Annotated in this window: 12 protein-coding genes; 7 read left to right on the forward strand and 5 right to left on the reverse strand. The window is 58.8% G+C overall.

The window, feature by feature from the left end; all coding sequences use genetic code 11:
• Positions 1 to 4: 4 nt before the first annotated feature.
• The 3 genes from ACMWKK_RS21830 to ACMWKK_RS21840 all read left to right on the forward strand — a co-directional run bounded on the left by ACMWKK_RS21830 (position 5) and on the right by ACMWKK_RS21840 (position 4822).
• Complete coding sequence (locus tag ACMWKK_RS21830) at positions 5 to 2437, forward strand: formate C-acetyltransferase/glycerol dehydratase family glycyl radical enzyme (protein WP_112781538.1); 2433 nt, start codon at positions 5 to 7, stop codon at positions 2435 to 2437.
• A 165-nt stretch (positions 2438 to 2602) separates the two neighbouring features.
• Positions 2603 to 3418 carry a Cof-type HAD-IIB family hydrolase gene (locus ACMWKK_RS21835; protein WP_112781537.1) on the forward strand — a complete coding sequence of 272 codons (816 nt, stop codon included), beginning with the start codon at positions 2603 to 2605 and terminating at the stop codon, positions 3416 to 3418.
• 147 nt (positions 3419 to 3565) lie between these two features.
• Positions 3566 to 4822 (forward strand): DUF1479 domain-containing protein, encoded by a 1257-nt coding sequence (locus tag ACMWKK_RS21840; protein ID WP_112781536.1) that lies wholly within the window; start codon positions 3566 to 3568, stop codon positions 4820 to 4822.
• On the opposite strand, the gene ACMWKK_RS21845 is transcribed toward ACMWKK_RS21840, so the two are convergent.
• Positions 4819 to 5892, reverse strand: a complete 1074-nt coding sequence (locus ACMWKK_RS21845; RefSeq protein ID WP_045327416.1) for a LacI family DNA-binding transcriptional regulator — start codon at positions 5890 to 5892, stop codon at positions 4819 to 4821. The genes ACMWKK_RS21840 and ACMWKK_RS21845 overlap by 4 nt on opposite strands.
• A 288-nt stretch (positions 5893 to 6180) precedes the next feature.
• Between ACMWKK_RS21845 and ACMWKK_RS21850 the strand changes: the two genes are divergently transcribed.
• On the forward strand, positions 6181 to 7482 hold the full coding sequence (locus tag ACMWKK_RS21850; protein ID WP_112781535.1) for an MFS transporter: 1302 nt from the start codon (positions 6181 to 6183) through the stop codon (positions 7480 to 7482).
• A 17-nt stretch (positions 7483 to 7499) separates the two neighbouring features.
• Positions 7500 to 9863, forward strand: a complete 2364-nt coding sequence (locus ACMWKK_RS21855) for a TIM-barrel domain-containing protein (protein WP_161656427.1) — start codon at positions 7500 to 7502, stop codon at positions 9861 to 9863.
• Between the two features lie 84 nt (positions 9864 to 9947).
• Here ACMWKK_RS21855 and ACMWKK_RS21860 read toward each other — a convergent pair whose 3' ends face one another.
• Positions 9948 to 11543 carry an ABC-F family ATPase gene (locus tag ACMWKK_RS21860; RefSeq protein ID WP_008501187.1) on the reverse strand — a complete coding sequence of 532 codons (1596 nt, stop codon included), beginning with the start codon at positions 11541 to 11543 and terminating at the stop codon, positions 9948 to 9950.
• Between the two features lie 222 nt (positions 11544 to 11765).
• Between ACMWKK_RS21860 and ldtB the strand changes: the two genes are divergently transcribed.
• The gene (ldtB, locus tag ACMWKK_RS21865) at positions 11766 to 12686 is read left to right on the forward strand and encodes a L,D-transpeptidase (protein ID WP_161656428.1); all 921 of its coding nucleotides are present in this window, start codon (positions 11766 to 11768) and stop codon (positions 12684 to 12686) included.
• Positions 12687 to 12728: 42 nt separating this feature from the next.
• Here the strand turns inward: ldtB and ACMWKK_RS21870 are convergent, their stop codons facing one another.
• Genes ACMWKK_RS21870 through ACMWKK_RS21880 form a run of 3 tightly spaced genes read right to left on the reverse strand, consistent with a single transcriptional unit; the run spans position 12729 to position 16211 of the window.
• The gene (locus tag ACMWKK_RS21870; RefSeq protein WP_112781532.1) at positions 12729 to 13445 is read right to left on the reverse strand and encodes a GntR family transcriptional regulator; all 717 of its coding nucleotides are present in this window, start codon (positions 13443 to 13445) and stop codon (positions 12729 to 12731) included.
• A 15-nt stretch (positions 13446 to 13460) separates the two neighbouring features.
• On the reverse strand, positions 13461 to 14783 hold the full coding sequence (locus ACMWKK_RS21875) for a PTS sugar transporter subunit IIC (protein ID WP_112781531.1): 1323 nt from the start codon (positions 14781 to 14783) through the stop codon (positions 13461 to 13463).
• 51 nt (positions 14784 to 14834) lie between these two features.
• Complete coding sequence (locus tag ACMWKK_RS21880) at positions 14835 to 16211, reverse strand: glycoside hydrolase family 1 protein (RefSeq protein WP_045327423.1); 1377 nt, start codon at positions 16209 to 16211, stop codon at positions 14835 to 14837.
• Positions 16212 to 16489: 278 nt separating this feature from the next.
• On the opposite strand from ACMWKK_RS21880, the gene ACMWKK_RS21885 reads away from it, so the two are divergent.
• Positions 16490 to 16989, forward strand: a 500-nt coding sequence (locus ACMWKK_RS21885) for a PAAR domain-containing protein (RefSeq protein WP_406542931.1), incomplete at its 3' end; no start/stop codon positions are given.

A 16989-nucleotide genomic window follows, 5' to 3' on the forward strand; every position in this document is an offset into this window, starting at 1 on the left:
ACTTATGACAACCCTGAATCTCAACACCCTCAGCGAGCGCATCAAGGCGCACAAAACCGCGCTGGTCCATATCGTTAAGCCGCCGGTCTGCACCGAGCGCGCGCAGCATTACACCGAAATGTATCAGCAGCACATGGATAAGCCGATCCCGGTGCGTCGCGCCCTGGCGCTGGCGCATCACCTGGCGAAACGCACCATCTGGATCAAACACGACGAGCTGATTATCGGTAACCAGGCAAGCGAAGTCCGCGCTGCGCCGATCTTCCCGGAATACACCGTCTCCTGGATTGAGAAAGAGATCGACGATCTGGCGGACCGTCCCGGCGCGGGCTTTGCGGTAAGCGAAGAGAACAAGCGCGTCCTGCATGAAATCTGCCCGTGGTGGCGCGGCCAGACGGTGCAGGACCGCTGCTACGGCATGTTCACCGACGAGCAGAAAGGCCTGCTGGAAACCGGCATTATCAAAGCCGAAGGCAACATGACCTCCGGTGACGCGCACCTGGCGGTGAACTTCCCGCTGGTGCTGGAGAAAGGCCTCGACGGCCTGCGCGCCAAAGTGGCCGAACGCCGCTCGCGCATCAACCTGACGGTGCTGGAAGACCTGCACGGCGACCAGTTCCTGAAGGCGATTGATATCGTGCTGGAGGCGGTCAGCCTGCACATCACGCGCTTTGCCGATCTGGCGCGCGAAATGGCGTCAACAGAGACCCGCGAAAGCCGTCGCGACGAGCTGCTCGCAATGGCGGAAAACTGCGACATCATTGCCCACGAGCCGCCAAAAACCTTCTGGCAGGCGCTGCAGCTGTGCTACTTCATTCAGCTGATCCTGCAGATTGAGTCTAACGGCCACTCCGTGTCCTTTGCCCGCATGGACCAGTATCTCTATCCGTTCTACCGCCGCGACGTGGAGCTGAACCAGAGTCTTGACCGCGAACACGCCATCGAGCTGCTGCACAGCTGCTGGCTGAAGCTGCTGGAAGTGAACAAGATCCGCTCCGGCTCGCACTCCAAAGCGTCTGCAGGCAGCCCGCTGTACCAGAACGTGACCATCGGCGGCCAGAAGCTGGTCAACGGTGAGCCGATGGACGCGGTGAACCCGCTCTCCTACGCGATTCTGGAATCCTGCGGTCGCCTGCGCTCCACCCAGCCGAACCTGAGCGTGCGCTACCACGCGGGCATGAGCAACGACTTCCTCGACGCCTGCGTGCAGGTGATCCGCTGCGGCTTCGGCATGCCGGCGTTCAACAACGACGAAATCGTCATCCCGGAATTCATCAAGCTCGGCGTCGAAAAAGAGGATGCCTACGACTACGCGGCCATCGGCTGTATCGAAACCGCTGTCGGCGGCAAGTGGGGCTATCGCTGCACCGGCATGAGCTTTATCAACTTCGCCCGCGTGATGCTGGCCGCGCTGGAAGGTGGCCGCGACGCCACCAGCGGCAAGGTATTCCTGCCGCAGGAGAAAGCGCTCTCTGCCGGTAACTTCAATAGCTTCGACGAAGTCATGGCGGCGTGGGATAGCCAGATCCGCTACTACACCCGTAAATCCATCGAGATTGAATACGTGGTGGACACCATGCTGGAAGAGAACGTCCACGATATTCTCTGCTCGGCGCTGGTGGACGACTGCATCGAGCGCGCAAAAAGCATCAAGCAGGGCGGCGCGAAGTATGACTGGGTCTCCGGCCTGCAGGTCGGTATCGCCAACCTCGGCAACAGCCTGGCGGCGGTGAAGAAGCTGGTGTTTGAACAGGGCGTCATCGGTCAACAGCAGCTGGCGGCCGCGCTGGCGGATGATTTCGACGGCCTGACCCACGAGCAGCTGCGTCAGCGCCTGATCAACGGCGCGCCAAAGTACGGCAACGACGACGACAGCGTGGACATGCTGCTGACGCGCGCCTATCAGACCTACATTGAGGAGCTGAAGCAGTACCATAACCCGCGCTACGGCCGCGGCCCGATTGGCGGTAACTACTACGCGGGCACGTCGTCCATCTCGGCAAACGTGCCGTTTGGCGCGGCGACGATGGCGACGCCTGACGGACGTAAGGCGCACACCCCGCTGGCGGAAGGGGCCAGCCCGGCGTCCGGTACCGACCACCTCGGCCCGACGGCGGTGATCGGCTCGGTGGGCAAACTGCCGACGGAAGCGATTCTGGGCGGCGTGCTGCTGAACCAGAAGCTGAACCCGTCGACGCTTGAGAACGACAGCGATCGCCAGAAGCTGATGGTGCTGCTGCGCACCTTCTTCGAGGTGCATAAAGGCTGGCATATTCAGTACAACATCGTCTCGCGCGAAACGCTGCTGGAAGCGAAGAAACACCCGGACCAGTACCGCGATCTGGTGGTGCGCGTCGCAGGCTACTCGGCGTTCTTCACCGCCCTGTCCCCGGATGCGCAGGACGATATTATCGCCCGTACTGAACATACGCTGTAAGAAAAACGCCCGGTGGCGCTGCGCTTACCGGGCCTACATAGTCTCTCCGTAGGCCGGGTAAGGCGAAGCCGCCACCCGGCTTTTGACTTTCATTCGAAATAAATTTGTGCTCCCCGTCACCTTGTTATTAGAATGTTTCAAAACGCAGTGACCCAGGAGCACAGTATGACCGTTAAAGTTATCGTCACCGATATGGACGGAACTTTCCTTGATGATGCCAAGCAGTACGATCGCGACCGCTTCCAGGCACAGTTTGAGCAGCTTAACGCCCGCGGCATTGAATTCGTGGTCGCCAGCGGCAACCAGTATTACCAGCTCATCTCCTTCTTCCCCGAGCTGAAAGATCGCATCTCCTTCGTGGCGGAAAACGGCGCGCTGGTGTTCGATCGCGGCGAGCAGATTTTCCACGGCGAGCTGACGCGCCACGAGTCGCAAATCGTGATTGGCGAGCTGCTGAAAGACAAAGCGCTGAACTTCGTGGCCTGCGGGCTGGAGAGCGCGTACGTGAGCGATGAAGCGCCGGATGAATTTGTGGCTCTGATGTCAAAGCACTACCACCGCTTAAAGCGCGTCAGCGACTATCACGAGATTAACGACGTGCTGTTTAAATTCTCCCTGAACCTGCCGGACAGCGATATCCCAAACCTGATCGATAAGCTGCACGTCTCTCTGGACGGTATCATGAAGCCGGTCACCAGCGGCTTTGGCTTTGTCGATTTGATTATTCCAGGCCTGCATAAAGCCAACGGCATTAGCCGCCTGCTGAAGCGTTGGGAGCTCTCCCCGCAACAGTGCGTGGCGATTGGCGACAGCGGCAACGATGCCGAAATGCTGAAGCTGGTGAAATACTCTTTTGCGATGGACAACGCGGCAGAAAGCATCAAGCAGATCGCCCGCTACGGCACCGACGACAACAATCATCAGGGCGCGCTGAACGTCATTCAGGCCGTGCTCGACAGCCATTCCCCGTTCGACGCCTGATCCTCTCCTCGCCGGAGCCTCGCTCCGGCCTCACTCTTTTTCCGTCCTGTGGCTTCCGTCAAGTTTTTAAACTTGCATTAACTTATTTTTAACTTAAAGTATCATTTGTAGACAATTTTACTTTCAAATGAAAGATGCGAGGCAGTTATGACCCTTACCAGTGAAACCTTGCCGGCGGACCACAAAGCGGCAATCCGCCAGTTGAAGCGCGAGCTGCGCGCGCAGATCGGCGACGTGCAGGCGGTGTTTAATACGCTCAGCGATAAAATTGCCACCCGCGTGGCGGAAATCAACGCCCTTAAGAACAAAGGCGAAACCGTCTGGCCGGAGATCCCGTTTGCCGATGTGAAAAACGGCACCATCACCGCTGAACAGCGCGAGGCGGTTAAGCGTCGCGGCTGCGCGGTGATCAAAGGTCATTTCCCGCGCGAACAGGCGCTGGCGTGGGATCGGTCGATGCTCGACTACCTCGATCTGAACAAGTTTGACGAAGTGTACAAAGGGCCGGGCGATAACTTCTTCGGTACCCTGACCGCCTCCCGTCCGGAAATTTACCCGATTTACTGGTCCCAGGCGCAGATGCAGGCGCGCCAGAGCGAAGAGATGGCGCAGGTGCAGTCGTTCCTGAACCGTTTATGGACGTTCGAGAGCAACGGTAAAACGTGGTTTAACCCGGACGTCAGCGTGATTTATCCGGACCGTATTCGCCGCCGTCCGCCGGGAACAACCTCGAAAGGGCTGGGCGCGCATACCGACTCCGGGGCGCTGGAGCGCTGGCTGCTGCCGGCCTACCAGCAGGTCTTTGCCCGCGTGTTTGACGGCAACGTTGAGAAATACGATCCGTGGAACGCCGCGCACCGCACCGAGGTAGAAGAGTACACCGTGGACAACACCACCAAGTGCTCGGTGTTCCGCACCTTCCAGGGCTGGACGGCGCTGTCGGACATGATCCCAGGCCAGGGTCTGCTGCACGTGGTGCCGATCCCGGAAGCGATGGCCTACATCCTGCTGCGTCCGCTTTTGGACGACGTGCCGGAAGACGAGCTCTGCGGCGTGGCGCCGGGCCGCGTGCTGCCGGTTTCCGAGAAGTGGCACCCGCTGCTCATCGAGGCGCTGACCAGCATTCCGGCACTTGAGGCGGGCGATTCCGTGTGGTGGCACTGCGATGTGATCCACTCCGTCGCACCGGTGGACAATCAGCAGGGATGGGGCAACGTGATGTACATTCCTGCCGCGCCGATGTGCGAGAAAAACCTCGCCTACGCAAAAAAGGTCAAGGAAGCCCTGGAAACCGGCGCGTCGCCGGGAGACTTCCCGCGTGAGGATTATGAAAAAACCTGGCAGGACCGCTTTACCGTGAACGATCTCAATATCCACGGCAGGCGCGCGCTGGGCATGGCCTAACTGTCGTACAGCCCTTCGCGCTCCACGGCGGTGCGTCGTTTCCCCTGACGTATCCGCCGTACCGATTCCCGCACGGCCAGCGTACCGTTAAGCAGCAAGGTTCCCACCGGCGCGTCCGGGCGCATCAGCCGCTGCTGGAGCATGTATACCGCTTCCGTTCCCAGCTCGTCGCGGGGAACATGCACCGCCGTTAAGGGCACATCCTGAATCGCCGCCAGGTTAAAGCCGTCGATGCTCATCACCGACACGTCCTGCGGCACGCGCAAACCGTGGTTTTGTAAGGCGCTGATGGTGCCCGCCGCCATAAAGTCGCCGCCGACCAGGAACGCGGTCGGCAAATCCCTGCCCTGCACTTCGCTGAGCCAGCCGCTGACCGCCTGTTCCGTTTCGCGCGCGCTGAAGCTCGGTACCACCAGCAGATCGCGTTTATCGCTGAACGACAGATTATGGGCGCGCCACGCGTCGCGGATCCCCGCCAGGCGCAGCTCCATGGTGTAGCGACGCAGGCACAGCACGTTCATCACCTCACGGTGCCCCATCTCGAACAGGTATTCCGCCGCCCGCTCGCCAATGGCGCGGTGATCCGGCGCGACGGCAGGCAGACGCATGTGCCGGTCGCGGCAGTTAATCAGCATGCAGGGTTTACCCACGTCCACCGCCAGATCGTGGATATGCGGATCGTCAATGCCAAGAAGAATTGCCGCCTGGGTGTCCGACTCGTTCATGCGCGCCAGAAACAGCTGGGCGTCGCTGTCGTTCTCCTCCAGCGCGCAGTAGCGCAGGCGCACGTCGTGGGATGCCAGGCCCTTACTCACGCTCTGGATCACGCGGTAGTAAAAGATATCGGACCGCTCGTCGAATGCGCGCTGCGGCGCAAAAACCACCAGGCTATTGAGCAGCAGCCGTCCCGCCGCCATGCCCTCGATCACCCCCAGCTCCCGCGCGCACGCCAGCACCTTTGCGCGCGCTTTTTCACTGGTGTTCGCTTTGCCCGCCAGCACGCGGGAAACGGTACTGATAGAGAGCTGCGTACGGGCCGCGATTTCGGTGATTTTTAGCCTTTTATCCATTTTGTGATCTGGCTCCATTTGCGAAATGAAAAAATTTTCATAGCGTGTTCGTCAGGTAATAACGGGCATAAAGGCCATCATGCCAGAGGGTTTACGCCCGTTATGAGAAACTTTGCACAAAATCCACTATTGCCCGCTCATTTTCTCCCTTAAGGTGAACTTGTCACACAACTTCCATACTAGTTGTATACCAACTTAGACAGTGTAAACGGATAGAAATCAAAGGCATAAAAATCTGTGTGATACCTGAACCTCCGTTCCCTTACCGTCCGTCTTGTGGAGAGTAAAATGAGTCAGGACATCAATAACACCGTAGCGACAAGCAAAACCCGTCGCGTCATCAAGAACCTGCGCTGGTACGTACTGGTGCTGTTCCTGCTTGGCGTCACCGTTAACTACATCACCCGAAATTCATTAGGGATCCTCGCCCCGGAACTGAAAGAGAGCCTCGGGATCACCACCGAGCAGTACTCCTGGATAGTCGGCGCGTTCCAGATCGCCTACACCATTTTCCAGCCCCTGTGCGGCTGGCTGATTGACGTTATTGGCCTGAAGATTGGCTTTATGGTCTGCGCCGGGATCTGGGCGCTGATGTGTATCTTCCACGCGGGGGCCGGAAGCTGGCTGCACCTCGCTATCCTGCGCTTCTTTATGGGGGCGTCCGAAGCCGCCGCGACCCCGGCGAACGCCAAAACCATCGGCGAATGGTTCCCGAAATCCGAGCGTCCCGTTGCTGCGGGCTGGGCGGGCGTCGGTTTCTCCGTTGGCGCGATGCTGGCTCCGCCCATCATTTACTTCGCGCATGCGTCGTTCGGCTGGCAGGGCGCGTTTATGTTTACCGGCGTGCTGGCGCTGCTGTGGGTGATCCTCTGGTGGGCGTTCTACCATAACCCGGAGCAGCACCCGAACCTGAGCAAGGACGAGCTGGCGTTTATCAAGCAGGATAACGAACCGCCTGCGGTGAAGCTGCCCTTCCTGACCGCGCTGAAAACCGTCTCGAAAAACAAACGTTTCTACGGCATTGCCATCCCGGCCTTTATGGCGGAACCGGCCTGGGCGGTGCTGAGCTTCTGGGTGCCGCTGTACCTCGCCAAAGAGCACGGTATGGACCTGAAGCAGATTGCGATGTTTGCCTGGCTGCCGTTCCTCGCCGCCGACCTCGGCAGCGTGGCGAGCGGCTACCTGACGCGTCTGTACGCCCGCCTGTTCGGCTGCTCCCGCGTTAACTCGGTGGTCGCCAGCTCCGTGACCGGCGCGTTCCTGATGATCTCGCTGGGCATCGTGGCCATTACCCGCGACCCGTATATCACCATCGTGCTGATCTCCATCGGCGGCTTCGGGCACCAGATCATCTCCTGCATGCTGAGCGCCCTGGTGGTGGAGTCGTTCGACAAAGGCCAGATGGCGACCGTCAACGGCATGCGCGGCTCGGCGGCGTGGGTCGCCAGCTTCCTGTTCTCGCTGTTAATCGGGGTGACCGCCGACAAAATCGGCTTTAACCCGCTCTTTATCGCCATGGGCTTCTTTGACCTGATTGGCGCCGTCTTCCTGGTAGCATTTATTGCTGAACGTCGCGCCAAGCGCGCCTGATAGTGGATGTATTGCATATGAAAACCCTGAAAAACTGGACCGTTGATACGCAGTCGGCAAACCATCTGGAACTGCTGGTGGATAACCAGCACCGTCTGTGCCTGTATGTGCTGGAAGAGAACCTGTTCCGCGTGCTGATCAAGCGCAAAGGCGAACTGGCGCTCGATCGTACCTGGAGCATCGCGCCGGAAAAAGACGTGCCGTGGGAAGGTCGCCGTCGTGACGATATAAGCGGCTTTTCCTGCCCGGCCTGGACCCTGACGCAGCAGGAAAATTCCGTGACGGTGGCGACCGAACAGCTTCGCGTGACCGTCCACCAGCCCCTGTGGCTGGAGTGGCACTATCGCAACGAGGCGGGCGAGTGGCAGCCTCTGGTCAACGACCGCCCCACCAGCGCCTACCTGCTGAACGCCCACGGCGACGGTGCGGCGCACTATCTCAGCCGCCGCAGGGACGAGCGTTTCTACGGACTGGGCGAAAAAGCGGGCGATCTGCAGCGCAACGGTAAACGCTACGAGATGCGCAACCTCGATGCCATGGGCTACAACGCCGCCAGCACCGACCCGCTGTACAAGCACATTCCGTTCACCCTCACCCGCCGTGACGACGTCAGCTACGGCCTGTTCTACGACAACCTGAGCAGCTGCTGGCTGGATCTGGGCAACGAAATCGACAACTACCACACCGCCTACCGCCGCTGGCAGGCGGAAGCGGGCGATATCGACTACTACCTCTTTACCGGCAAGCGCGTGCTGGACGTCACCAAGGCCTTCGTGCGCCTGACCGGGAAAACGCTGTTCGGGCCGAAGTGGAGCCTGGGCTACAGCGGCTCGACCATGCACTATACCGACGCGCCGGACGCGCAAAACCAGCTGATGAACTTCATCCGCCTGTGCGAAGAGCACGCCATTCCGTGCGACTCGTTCCAGCTCTCCTCCGGCTATACCTCCATCAACGGCAAGCGCTACGTCTTCAACTGGAACTACGACAAGGTGCCGCAGCCGAAGGTGATGAGCCAGGCGTTTCACGACGCCGGGTTAAAGCTTGCCGCGAACATCAAGCCGTGCCTGCTGCAGGATCATCCGCGCTACGGCGAAGTGGCGGAGAGCGGCCTGTTTATTCGTGATTCAGAAACCGATGCGCCGGAGCGTTCAAGCTTCTGGGATGACGAAGGCTCGCACCTCGACTTTACCAACCCGCAGACGGTGAAGTGGTGGCAGGAAGGCGTGACCACGCAGCTGCTGGAGATGGGCATCGACTCCACCTGGAACGACAACAACGAATATGAAGTGTGGGACGGGGAAGCGCGCTGCTTCGGCTTCGGCAGGGAGATCGCCATCAAGCACATTCGCCCGGTGATGCCGCTGCTGATGATGCGCGCCTCGCTGGAAGCGCAGCAGCGCTTTGCGCCGGAAAAACGCCCGTATCTCATCTCCCGCTCCGGCTGTGCCGGGATGCAGCGCTACGTCCAGACCTGGAGCGGCGATAACCGCACTAACTGGGATACCCTGCGCTATAACATCCGCATGGGGCTGGGCATGAGCCTCTCCGGGCTGTTCAACGTCGGCCACGACGTCGGCGGTTTCTCCGGCGACAAGCCGGACGCCGAGCTGTTTGTCCGCTGGGTGCAAAACGGAGTGATGCATCCGCGCTTTACCATTCACTCGTGGAACGATGACCACACGGTGAACGAGCCGTGGATGTACCCGGGCGTCACGCCAGCGATTCGCGGCGCGATTGAGCTGCGCTACCGCCTGCTGCCGTATCTCTACACCCTGCTCTGGCAGGCGCACGCCGACGACGAGCCGATGCTGCGCCCAACCTTCCTCGACCACGAGCACGACGCGCAGACCTTCGAAGAGTGCGACGACTTCCTGCTGGGCCGCGACCTGCTGGTGGCCAGCGTCGTCGAAGCCGGGCAGCGCGAGCGCCGGGTCTGGCTGCCGAATAACGAAACGGGCTGGTACGATTTTTACACCCACGCGTGGTATGCGGGCGGGCAGTCCATCGTCCTCGATGCGCCGCTGGAAAAGCTGCCGCTGCTGGTGCGCGCCGGAGCAGGTCTGCCGCTGAGCGAGCGCATCACGCATGTGAGTGCCGAAAAAGATACGACCCGCGAGCTGAAGCTGTTCCCGGTGAAAGGCGTCGGCACGACCTCGGGGCTGCTGTTTGAAGACGACGGCGAGTCCTGGGGCTATCAGAACGGCAATGCGCTGTGGGTGGAATGGGAAATGGTGTGCGACGGCGCAACCATCAACCTGAAGGTGAACGCGCGCGGAGACTATCGCCCGGCGTGGAAGGCGCTGAAAGTGTCATTACCGGCGGGGGAAAAACGCAAGCTGCTGGTGAACGGGGTTGAAGGGAGCGAGTGGGTGCTTTAAACATTGCCGGGTGGCGGCTTCGCCTTACCCGGCCTACAAGCTGAACCGTAGGCCCGGTAAGCGCAGCGCCACCGGGCTTTTTTTTTAGCCGTCGATGCCTTTACTGCGCAGGTAATCTTCGTAGTTACCGGTGAAGTCCACCACGCGCTCTGGCGTAATTTCAATCACTCGGGTCGCCAGCGAGCTGACGAACTCACGGTCGTGAGAGACGAAGATCAGGGTGCCCTGATACATCTCCAGCGCCATGTTCAGCGATTCGATCGATTCCATATCCAGGTGGTTAGTCGGTTCGTCCATCACCAGGATGTTGGGTTTTTCCATCATCAGCTTGCCGAACAGCATGCGGCCTTTTTCACCACCGGAGAGCACTTTTGCAGGCTTTTTGATGTCGTCCTGGCTGAACAGCAGACGGCCCAGAATGCTGCGCACCGCCTGTTCGTCGTCGCCTTCCTGCTTCCACTGGCTCATCCAGTCGAAGACGGTCAGGTCGTTTTCAAACTCGTACTCATGGTCCTGCGCGTAGTAGCCAATCTGCGCGTTTTCGGACCATTTCACGGTGCCGTTGTCCGGCTGCAGTTCGCCGACCAGGGTTTTCAGCATAGTGGATTTACCCACGCCGTTGGCGCCCAGAATGGCAATCTTCTCGCCCACTTCCAGCAGCAGGTTGAAGTTTTTAAACAGCGGGCCCTCATCGAAGCCTTTGGTAAGGGCTTCCACTTCCAGCGCGTTACGGAACAGCTTCTTGTCCTGCTCGAAGCGGATGAACGGGTTCTGACGGCTGGAGGCTTTAACCTCTTCCAGCTTGATTTTGTCAATCTGACGCGCACGCGAGGTCGCCTGACGCGACTTAGAGGCGTTGGCGCTGAAGCGGCTAACGAAGGACTGCAGGTCCGCAATCTGCGCTTTCTTCTTGGCGTTATCCGCCAGCAGACGCTCGCGCGCCTGGGTGGCCGCCGTCATGTATTCGTCGTAGTTGCCCGGATAGACGCGCAGCTCGCCGTAGTCCAGATCCGCCATGTGCGTACAGACCATGTTCAGGAAGTGACGGTCGTGCGAAATGATAATCATGGTGCTGTCGCGGTCGTTCAGCGTCTGCTCCAGCCAGCGGATGGTGTCGATATCGAGGTTGTTCGTCGGTTCGTCGAGCAGCAGGATGTCCGGGTTAGAGAACAGCGCCTGTGCCAGCAGAACACGCAGCTTCCAGCCCGGCGCGACTTCGCTCATCGGGCCGTAATGCTGTTCAACAGGAATGCCCACGCCCAGCAGCAGCTCGCCCGCGCGGGCTTCCGCCGAGTAACCGTCCATCTCGCCGTACTGCGTTTCCAGGTCGGCCACCTTGTAGCCGTCTTCTTCGCTCATTTCGGCCAGGGCGTAGATGCGATCGCGCTCCTGCTTCACTTCCCACAGCTCCGCGTGCCCCATGATCACGGTGTCCAGCACGGTGAACTCTTCGAAGGCGAACTGATCCTGACGCAGCTTACCGATGCGCTCGTTAGGGTCGAGCGATACGTTGCCGAGCGTCGGCTCCAGGTCGCCGCCGAGGATCTTCATAAAGGTGGATTTTCCGCTACCGTTGGCACCAATCAGGCCGTAACGGTTGCCGCCGCCAAATTTGACGGAAATGTTTTCGAACAGCGGCTTACTGCCAAACTGCATAGTGACGTTGCTGGTAACTAACACGGGGAGATTCCTGCGAAAAGTGTGATAAACACGGCATTATGCCACAATTCCGAATTGAGATCCCGTGTTGCGGCAATCCACTAAACTTTAACAAAATCGAAAAAAATGTGATTTCGTACACATCTGAATTCCCAGTGAGCGGGAATGCACATATAATGCGCTCCCATCACAGATTCAGACTTATCAACTCATCGCCAGAATGGCTTAGATACCTCGCACAACATGAACATGAAATTAACAACGCTTTTTGCGGCGGCGTTAGCCGTAGTAGGTTTTTGTAAGACCGCGTCTGCGGTGACGTACCCTCTGCCTACAGACGGTAGCCGTCTGGTGGGTCAAAACCAGGTGGTGACGGTTCCTGAAGGTAACTCTCAGCCGCTGGAGTACTTCGCGGCGCAGTACCAGCTGGGCCTGTCTAACATGCTGGAAGCGAACCCGGGCGTTGACCCGTATCTGCCAAAAGCGGGTACCGTGCTGAATATCCCTCAGCAGCTGATCCTGCCGGATACCGTTCATGAAGGTATCGTGATTAACAGCGCGGAAATGCGTCTGTATTACTACCCGAAAGGCACCAACACCGTGATCGTGCTGCCAATCGGCATCGGCCAGCTGGGTAAAGACACCCCAATGAACTGGACCACCAAAGTTGAGCGTAAGAAAGCGGGTCCAACCTGGACGCCGACCGCCAAAATGCACGCGGAATACATCGCTGCGGGCGAACCGCTGCCGGCCGTTGTGCCAGCGGGCCCGGATAACCCAATGGGTCTGTACGCGCTGTACATTGGCCGCCTGTACGCTATCCACGGCACCAACGCCAACTTCGGTATCGGCCTGCGCGTCAGCCACGGCTGCGTGCGTCTGCGTAACGACGACATCAAGTTCCTGTTCGAAAACGTGCCGGTCGGTACGCGCGTGCAGTTCATCAACGAACCGGTGAAAGCGACCACTGAGCCAGACGGCAGCCGCTACATCGAAGTGCACAACCCGCTGTCCACCAGCGAAGACCAGATCAACAACAACGAAGTTGTTCCTGTTACGCTGAACAGCGCGGTGCAGGCGGTGACCTCTCAGCCAGACGTGGAAACGACCATCGTTGACCAGGCCGTACAGAACCGCTCCGGTATGCCGGTGCGCTTGAACTGATAGCGAAGCATTAAAAAAGCGGGCCACGTTGCCCGCTTTTTTTTATCCGTTATTCACGATCACGATCCCGCCGTGGTCGTACCGATAGTGGCAGTGGGCGTACTCCAGCGGCGTACCGTCCTCGAGATAAATCACCTGCTCCACTTCCAGTACGGGATCGGTTTCCTCACAGACCAGATGCTCTCTGTCCAGCGCGCTGGGCTTGAGCGCCCTCACCACCCGGTACGACCCCATAATTTTCAGCCCCAGCGTCTCCTGCACGTACTGAAACACAGAGCCTTCAAGATGGTTTTTCGTCAGGCCCGGCACCAGATTCATCGGCATCACCGTGGAATCCAGCGACATCGGTTCGCCGTTCAGCAAGCGCAGTCGAATGAAGTCATAGACAGGCGCATCGGCGTTTACCATCAGCGAGGCCTGCTCCTTTTCGTTCGGGAAGCGCAGCTCGAAATGTACCACCCGGCTCGTGACCGTGCCCAGATGTTCCCAGGTTTTGGTGGCGCCAAAATAGTCGCTGCCGGAGAGATCCCACTGCGAGAGCTGGAGGAAGTTTTTGCGGATGAACGTGCCCTGCCCCTGGCGGGTATAGACCAGGCCTTCGACGATCAGCTGGCGCATCGCCTGCTGGATGGTCATCCGGCTGGTGCTGAACTCCGCCGCCAGCGCAAACTGGTCCGGCAGCGGTTCGTTGGCGGCGTACTGCTGGCTGATAATGCGTTTCTTGATTTCCCGCGCTATGGTGATGTACTTCGCCGCCATCGTCCTTCCTTTCAGTTAGTTTTCTATCCCGCTGTTTTTCAAGGCCACTCGCTCGGCAATTTTGAGGAAAGGCAGGTAGAAGAATACACCAAATACGATGATTGCCAACTGCACCACCACCGCCCGCCAGTCCCCTGCCGTGGCCAGCCAGGCGCTGAGAATGGGCGGCGTAGTCCACGGGATCATCACCACGCAGCGCGACATTAACCCCAGCGTGGTGCACAGCCACGCAAACCAGATGCCGATGGCGGGCAGCAGCACGAACGGGATCATCAGCGGCAGGTTAAACACGATCGGCAGGCCAAAAATCACCGGCTCGTTGATGTTGAATAATCCGGGCGCCAGCGACAGGCGCGCCACCTGCTTCGCCGATTTTTGCCGGGAGAAGATAAAGATGGCGATCAGCAGCGAGATCGTGCTGCCCGTCCCGCCCACCATGCCAAAGGTCGGCACGAAGATATTGTTGATGATGTGCGGAATGGGCTGGCCGTTGGCGAAGGCCAGCATGTTCTCGTTGGTGTTGATCAGCAGGAACGGTTCCAGCACCACGCTGTTGACCACCGACTGGTGAATCCCCAGCGTGAACAGGAAGTTACCGAAGCTATAGATGAAAATCGTCCCCGGCAGGCTGGTGTTGATCAGCCGCAGCGGCTGCTGGATAAAGGTGGTAATGAGATGGATCAGGTCCGTATGCAGCACGTTTGCCAGTATCGCCGCCAGCACCGCGAACAGGGAGAGCGTGAGGATCGTCGGGATCAGCGCGGTGAAGGATTTGCTCACCGCCGGGGGCACGTTTTCCCCCAGCGAAATGTGCAGCGCCCTGAGCCGCGAGATGGCGATAAACACCTCCGTTGAGAGCAGCCCGATCAGCACCCCGGCGAAAATCCCGGTCGAGCCGATATTGGCGAACGTCAGCACCTGGGTGACGTTCACCGTGGCATCGCTGCCGACGGGCGTAATCTGCAGGCGCATCGGCATCATGATGATGAAGCTGCTCACGGCGATAACCACTGCCGAGACCGGATTGTCGAAATCTTTGTTGCGCGCCAGCGACCAGGCGATCATCGGCGCCAGCAGCAGCGCGGCGATGTTCAGCGTGCCGTTAATAATCGCCTCGCCCCACACTTTGAAGTGTGCCAGCGTATCGCCGTGAAAAATCCACGGAAACACCACGTTGTTCACCAGCACCGCCAGACCGGCGAGAATGAAGATGGGCATCACCGTGGCGAAGGCGTCGCGCAGAGAACGCAGGTGCACCTGGTTTGCCAGGCGCGCCGAGAACTCGACAAATTTATCAACAAAGGACTGCATATGCGGTGTGATTTTTGTTTCAGACATAGCGGAGAGTTCCCATCAATCAGTCACAAAAACGGCCCGGCAGCGTACGGCTTACATCTCGCGTCCGTTGGTATGGATAACCTGTTTTAACCACGCGTAGCTCTTCTTCGGCACGCGCCTGAGGTCTTTCAGGTCGTGGTTTTCACGGTTGACATAGACCACGCCGTAGCGCTTACGCATGTCGCCCTGGGAGCTGAGAATGTCGATTAACCCCCAGCCGAGGTAGCCAATGACCTCTGCCCCGTCCTCGAACATCGCCGCTTTCATCGCCTCGATATGCGCCCGGTGGTAGTCGATGCGGTAGGTGTCCTCAATCGGGTTCACGCCGTCCCAGGCCTCAATCACCCCAATGCCGTTTTCAATCGGGAAGACCGGCATCCGCCAGTCGTTGGCGTAGCGGGTGATGATGGTGCGAAAGCCGAGCGGATCGATCTGCCAGTTCCACTCGGTGGCCTTCAGGTACGGGTTGTTTTTCTCGCCGTGCAGCAGGTAATCGTTCACCGGCGTGCCTTCCGGGATGGCGTCGCTGTCCAGCGTTTTGCTGGCGTAGTAGCTGAAGGCCATATAGTCGTTTTTGGTGCGCGCCAGCAGGGCTAAATCCTCGGCGCGGTAGATATCGCCAAACCCTTCCCGCTCCACCACCGCCATTACCGCCGGGCTGTAGCCCTGCCCGGCAAAGACGCGCAGCAGGTTCTGGTTGAGGAATTCGTCATACTGCTGGGCGCAGAAGATATCGCGCGGTTTGCAGGTGGCCGGGTAGATCAGCTGGTGCGCCAGCATGCCGCCCATCAGCTTGCCCGGTTTGGTCTGGTGCAGGTATTCGGTCAGCGCCATGTGCGCCACCATCGTATGATGCTGCAGCTCGTACAGCTCGCGCAGGGTTTTGTCGCCCTTCATATAGCCGGAAATGCGGAAGGCTTCCGGCATATGGAAGATGTTTTGCTCGTTGAAGGTCAGCCAGTACTTCACGCGGTCGCCAAAGCAGTCGATCATCTTTTTACCGTAGCGGATAAAGGCCTCCATCACGCGGCGGTCGTTAAAGCCGTTGTACTCCTGCGCCAGCGCCAGCGGCATATCGAAGTGGTAAAGGCAGATCATCGGCTCAATGCCGCGGGCGATCAGGTCGTCGATAAAGCGGTCGTAAAACGCGATGCCTTCATCGTTAAAATCACCGTCTCCCTGCGGGCAGACGCGGCTCCAGGAAATCTGGAAGCGGTAGCAGTTCATGCCGAGATCCTGCATCAGGTCGAAATCTTCCCGGTAGCGGTGGTAGGAGTCGGTCGCCACTTTCCAGTCGGAAATATTCTCCCCGGCTTCACGGATGTCGTAGACCGACATGCCCTTTCCGCCCTCGTTCCACGCGCCCTCCGTCTGCATGCTGGAGACCGAGTTGCCCCATAAAAAATTGGCCGGTAGCGATGTGTTCATGCTCTCTCCCTATATGACTAGTCATTTAAAATATCATGACTAGTCATATAGGCGAAGATGAAAAGTTGATCAAAGAGGAGGATCGTTTTTTGTGAACAGTGCGGGAAAAAACCGAGTAAAGGACAAGTTGGTCTATTAAAAATTATCAAGCCTTTCTCCAGACCGGGTTTAAATCCTAATTCTCTCCTGGTGTGACAATTTGCGTGCTAAACATATTTTCCACCTGCAGACCGGGCGTATAGTTCGTGCACTAACCGCACTTTTCATACGGATATGAAATGCTCCATTTTGTCAGTATTGATGCACTCGGTCTCGCCCTTGACGGGGATAAAACCACCACCGGCGCCCGCTGCATCAGCTCCCTTCCCGTCAATCAGGATACCGGCAGAGGCATGGTTCGCGTGGGCGATAACACAACGCCCTGTCCCCTCTGTAAAATTCCCGGCACCGTTGTCACCGGCACGCCGGATTTCATCATTGACGGAGCGTGGGCCGCTATTCATGACTCCGAAGTCAAATGTGGCTGTCCGTCAGGAAGCAATCGCATTATCGTCCCTTTATCGGACGCTGGTGCGGTAACTCAGGACACCGTACTACCCACGGGGCATTCGTCATTCAGCAGACAACCGGATGAACCGCCTGTCACATCACCTCCGCCCTTCACTCCACCGCTTTCCACGCCGTCTGAGTCAGATTCTCCCGCGCCGCAAGACGTGACGCTGACGATAGGCCTGTTTTTTGACGGTACGGGGAATAATGCCGTAAACACGGAGAACAT

The organism is Enterobacter sp. 01-M-03-SI-ECC, assembly GCF_047530215.1.
In the GTDB taxonomy this organism is placed as follows: domain Bacteria; phylum Pseudomonadota; class Gammaproteobacteria; order Enterobacterales; family Enterobacteriaceae; genus Enterobacter; species Enterobacter chengduensis.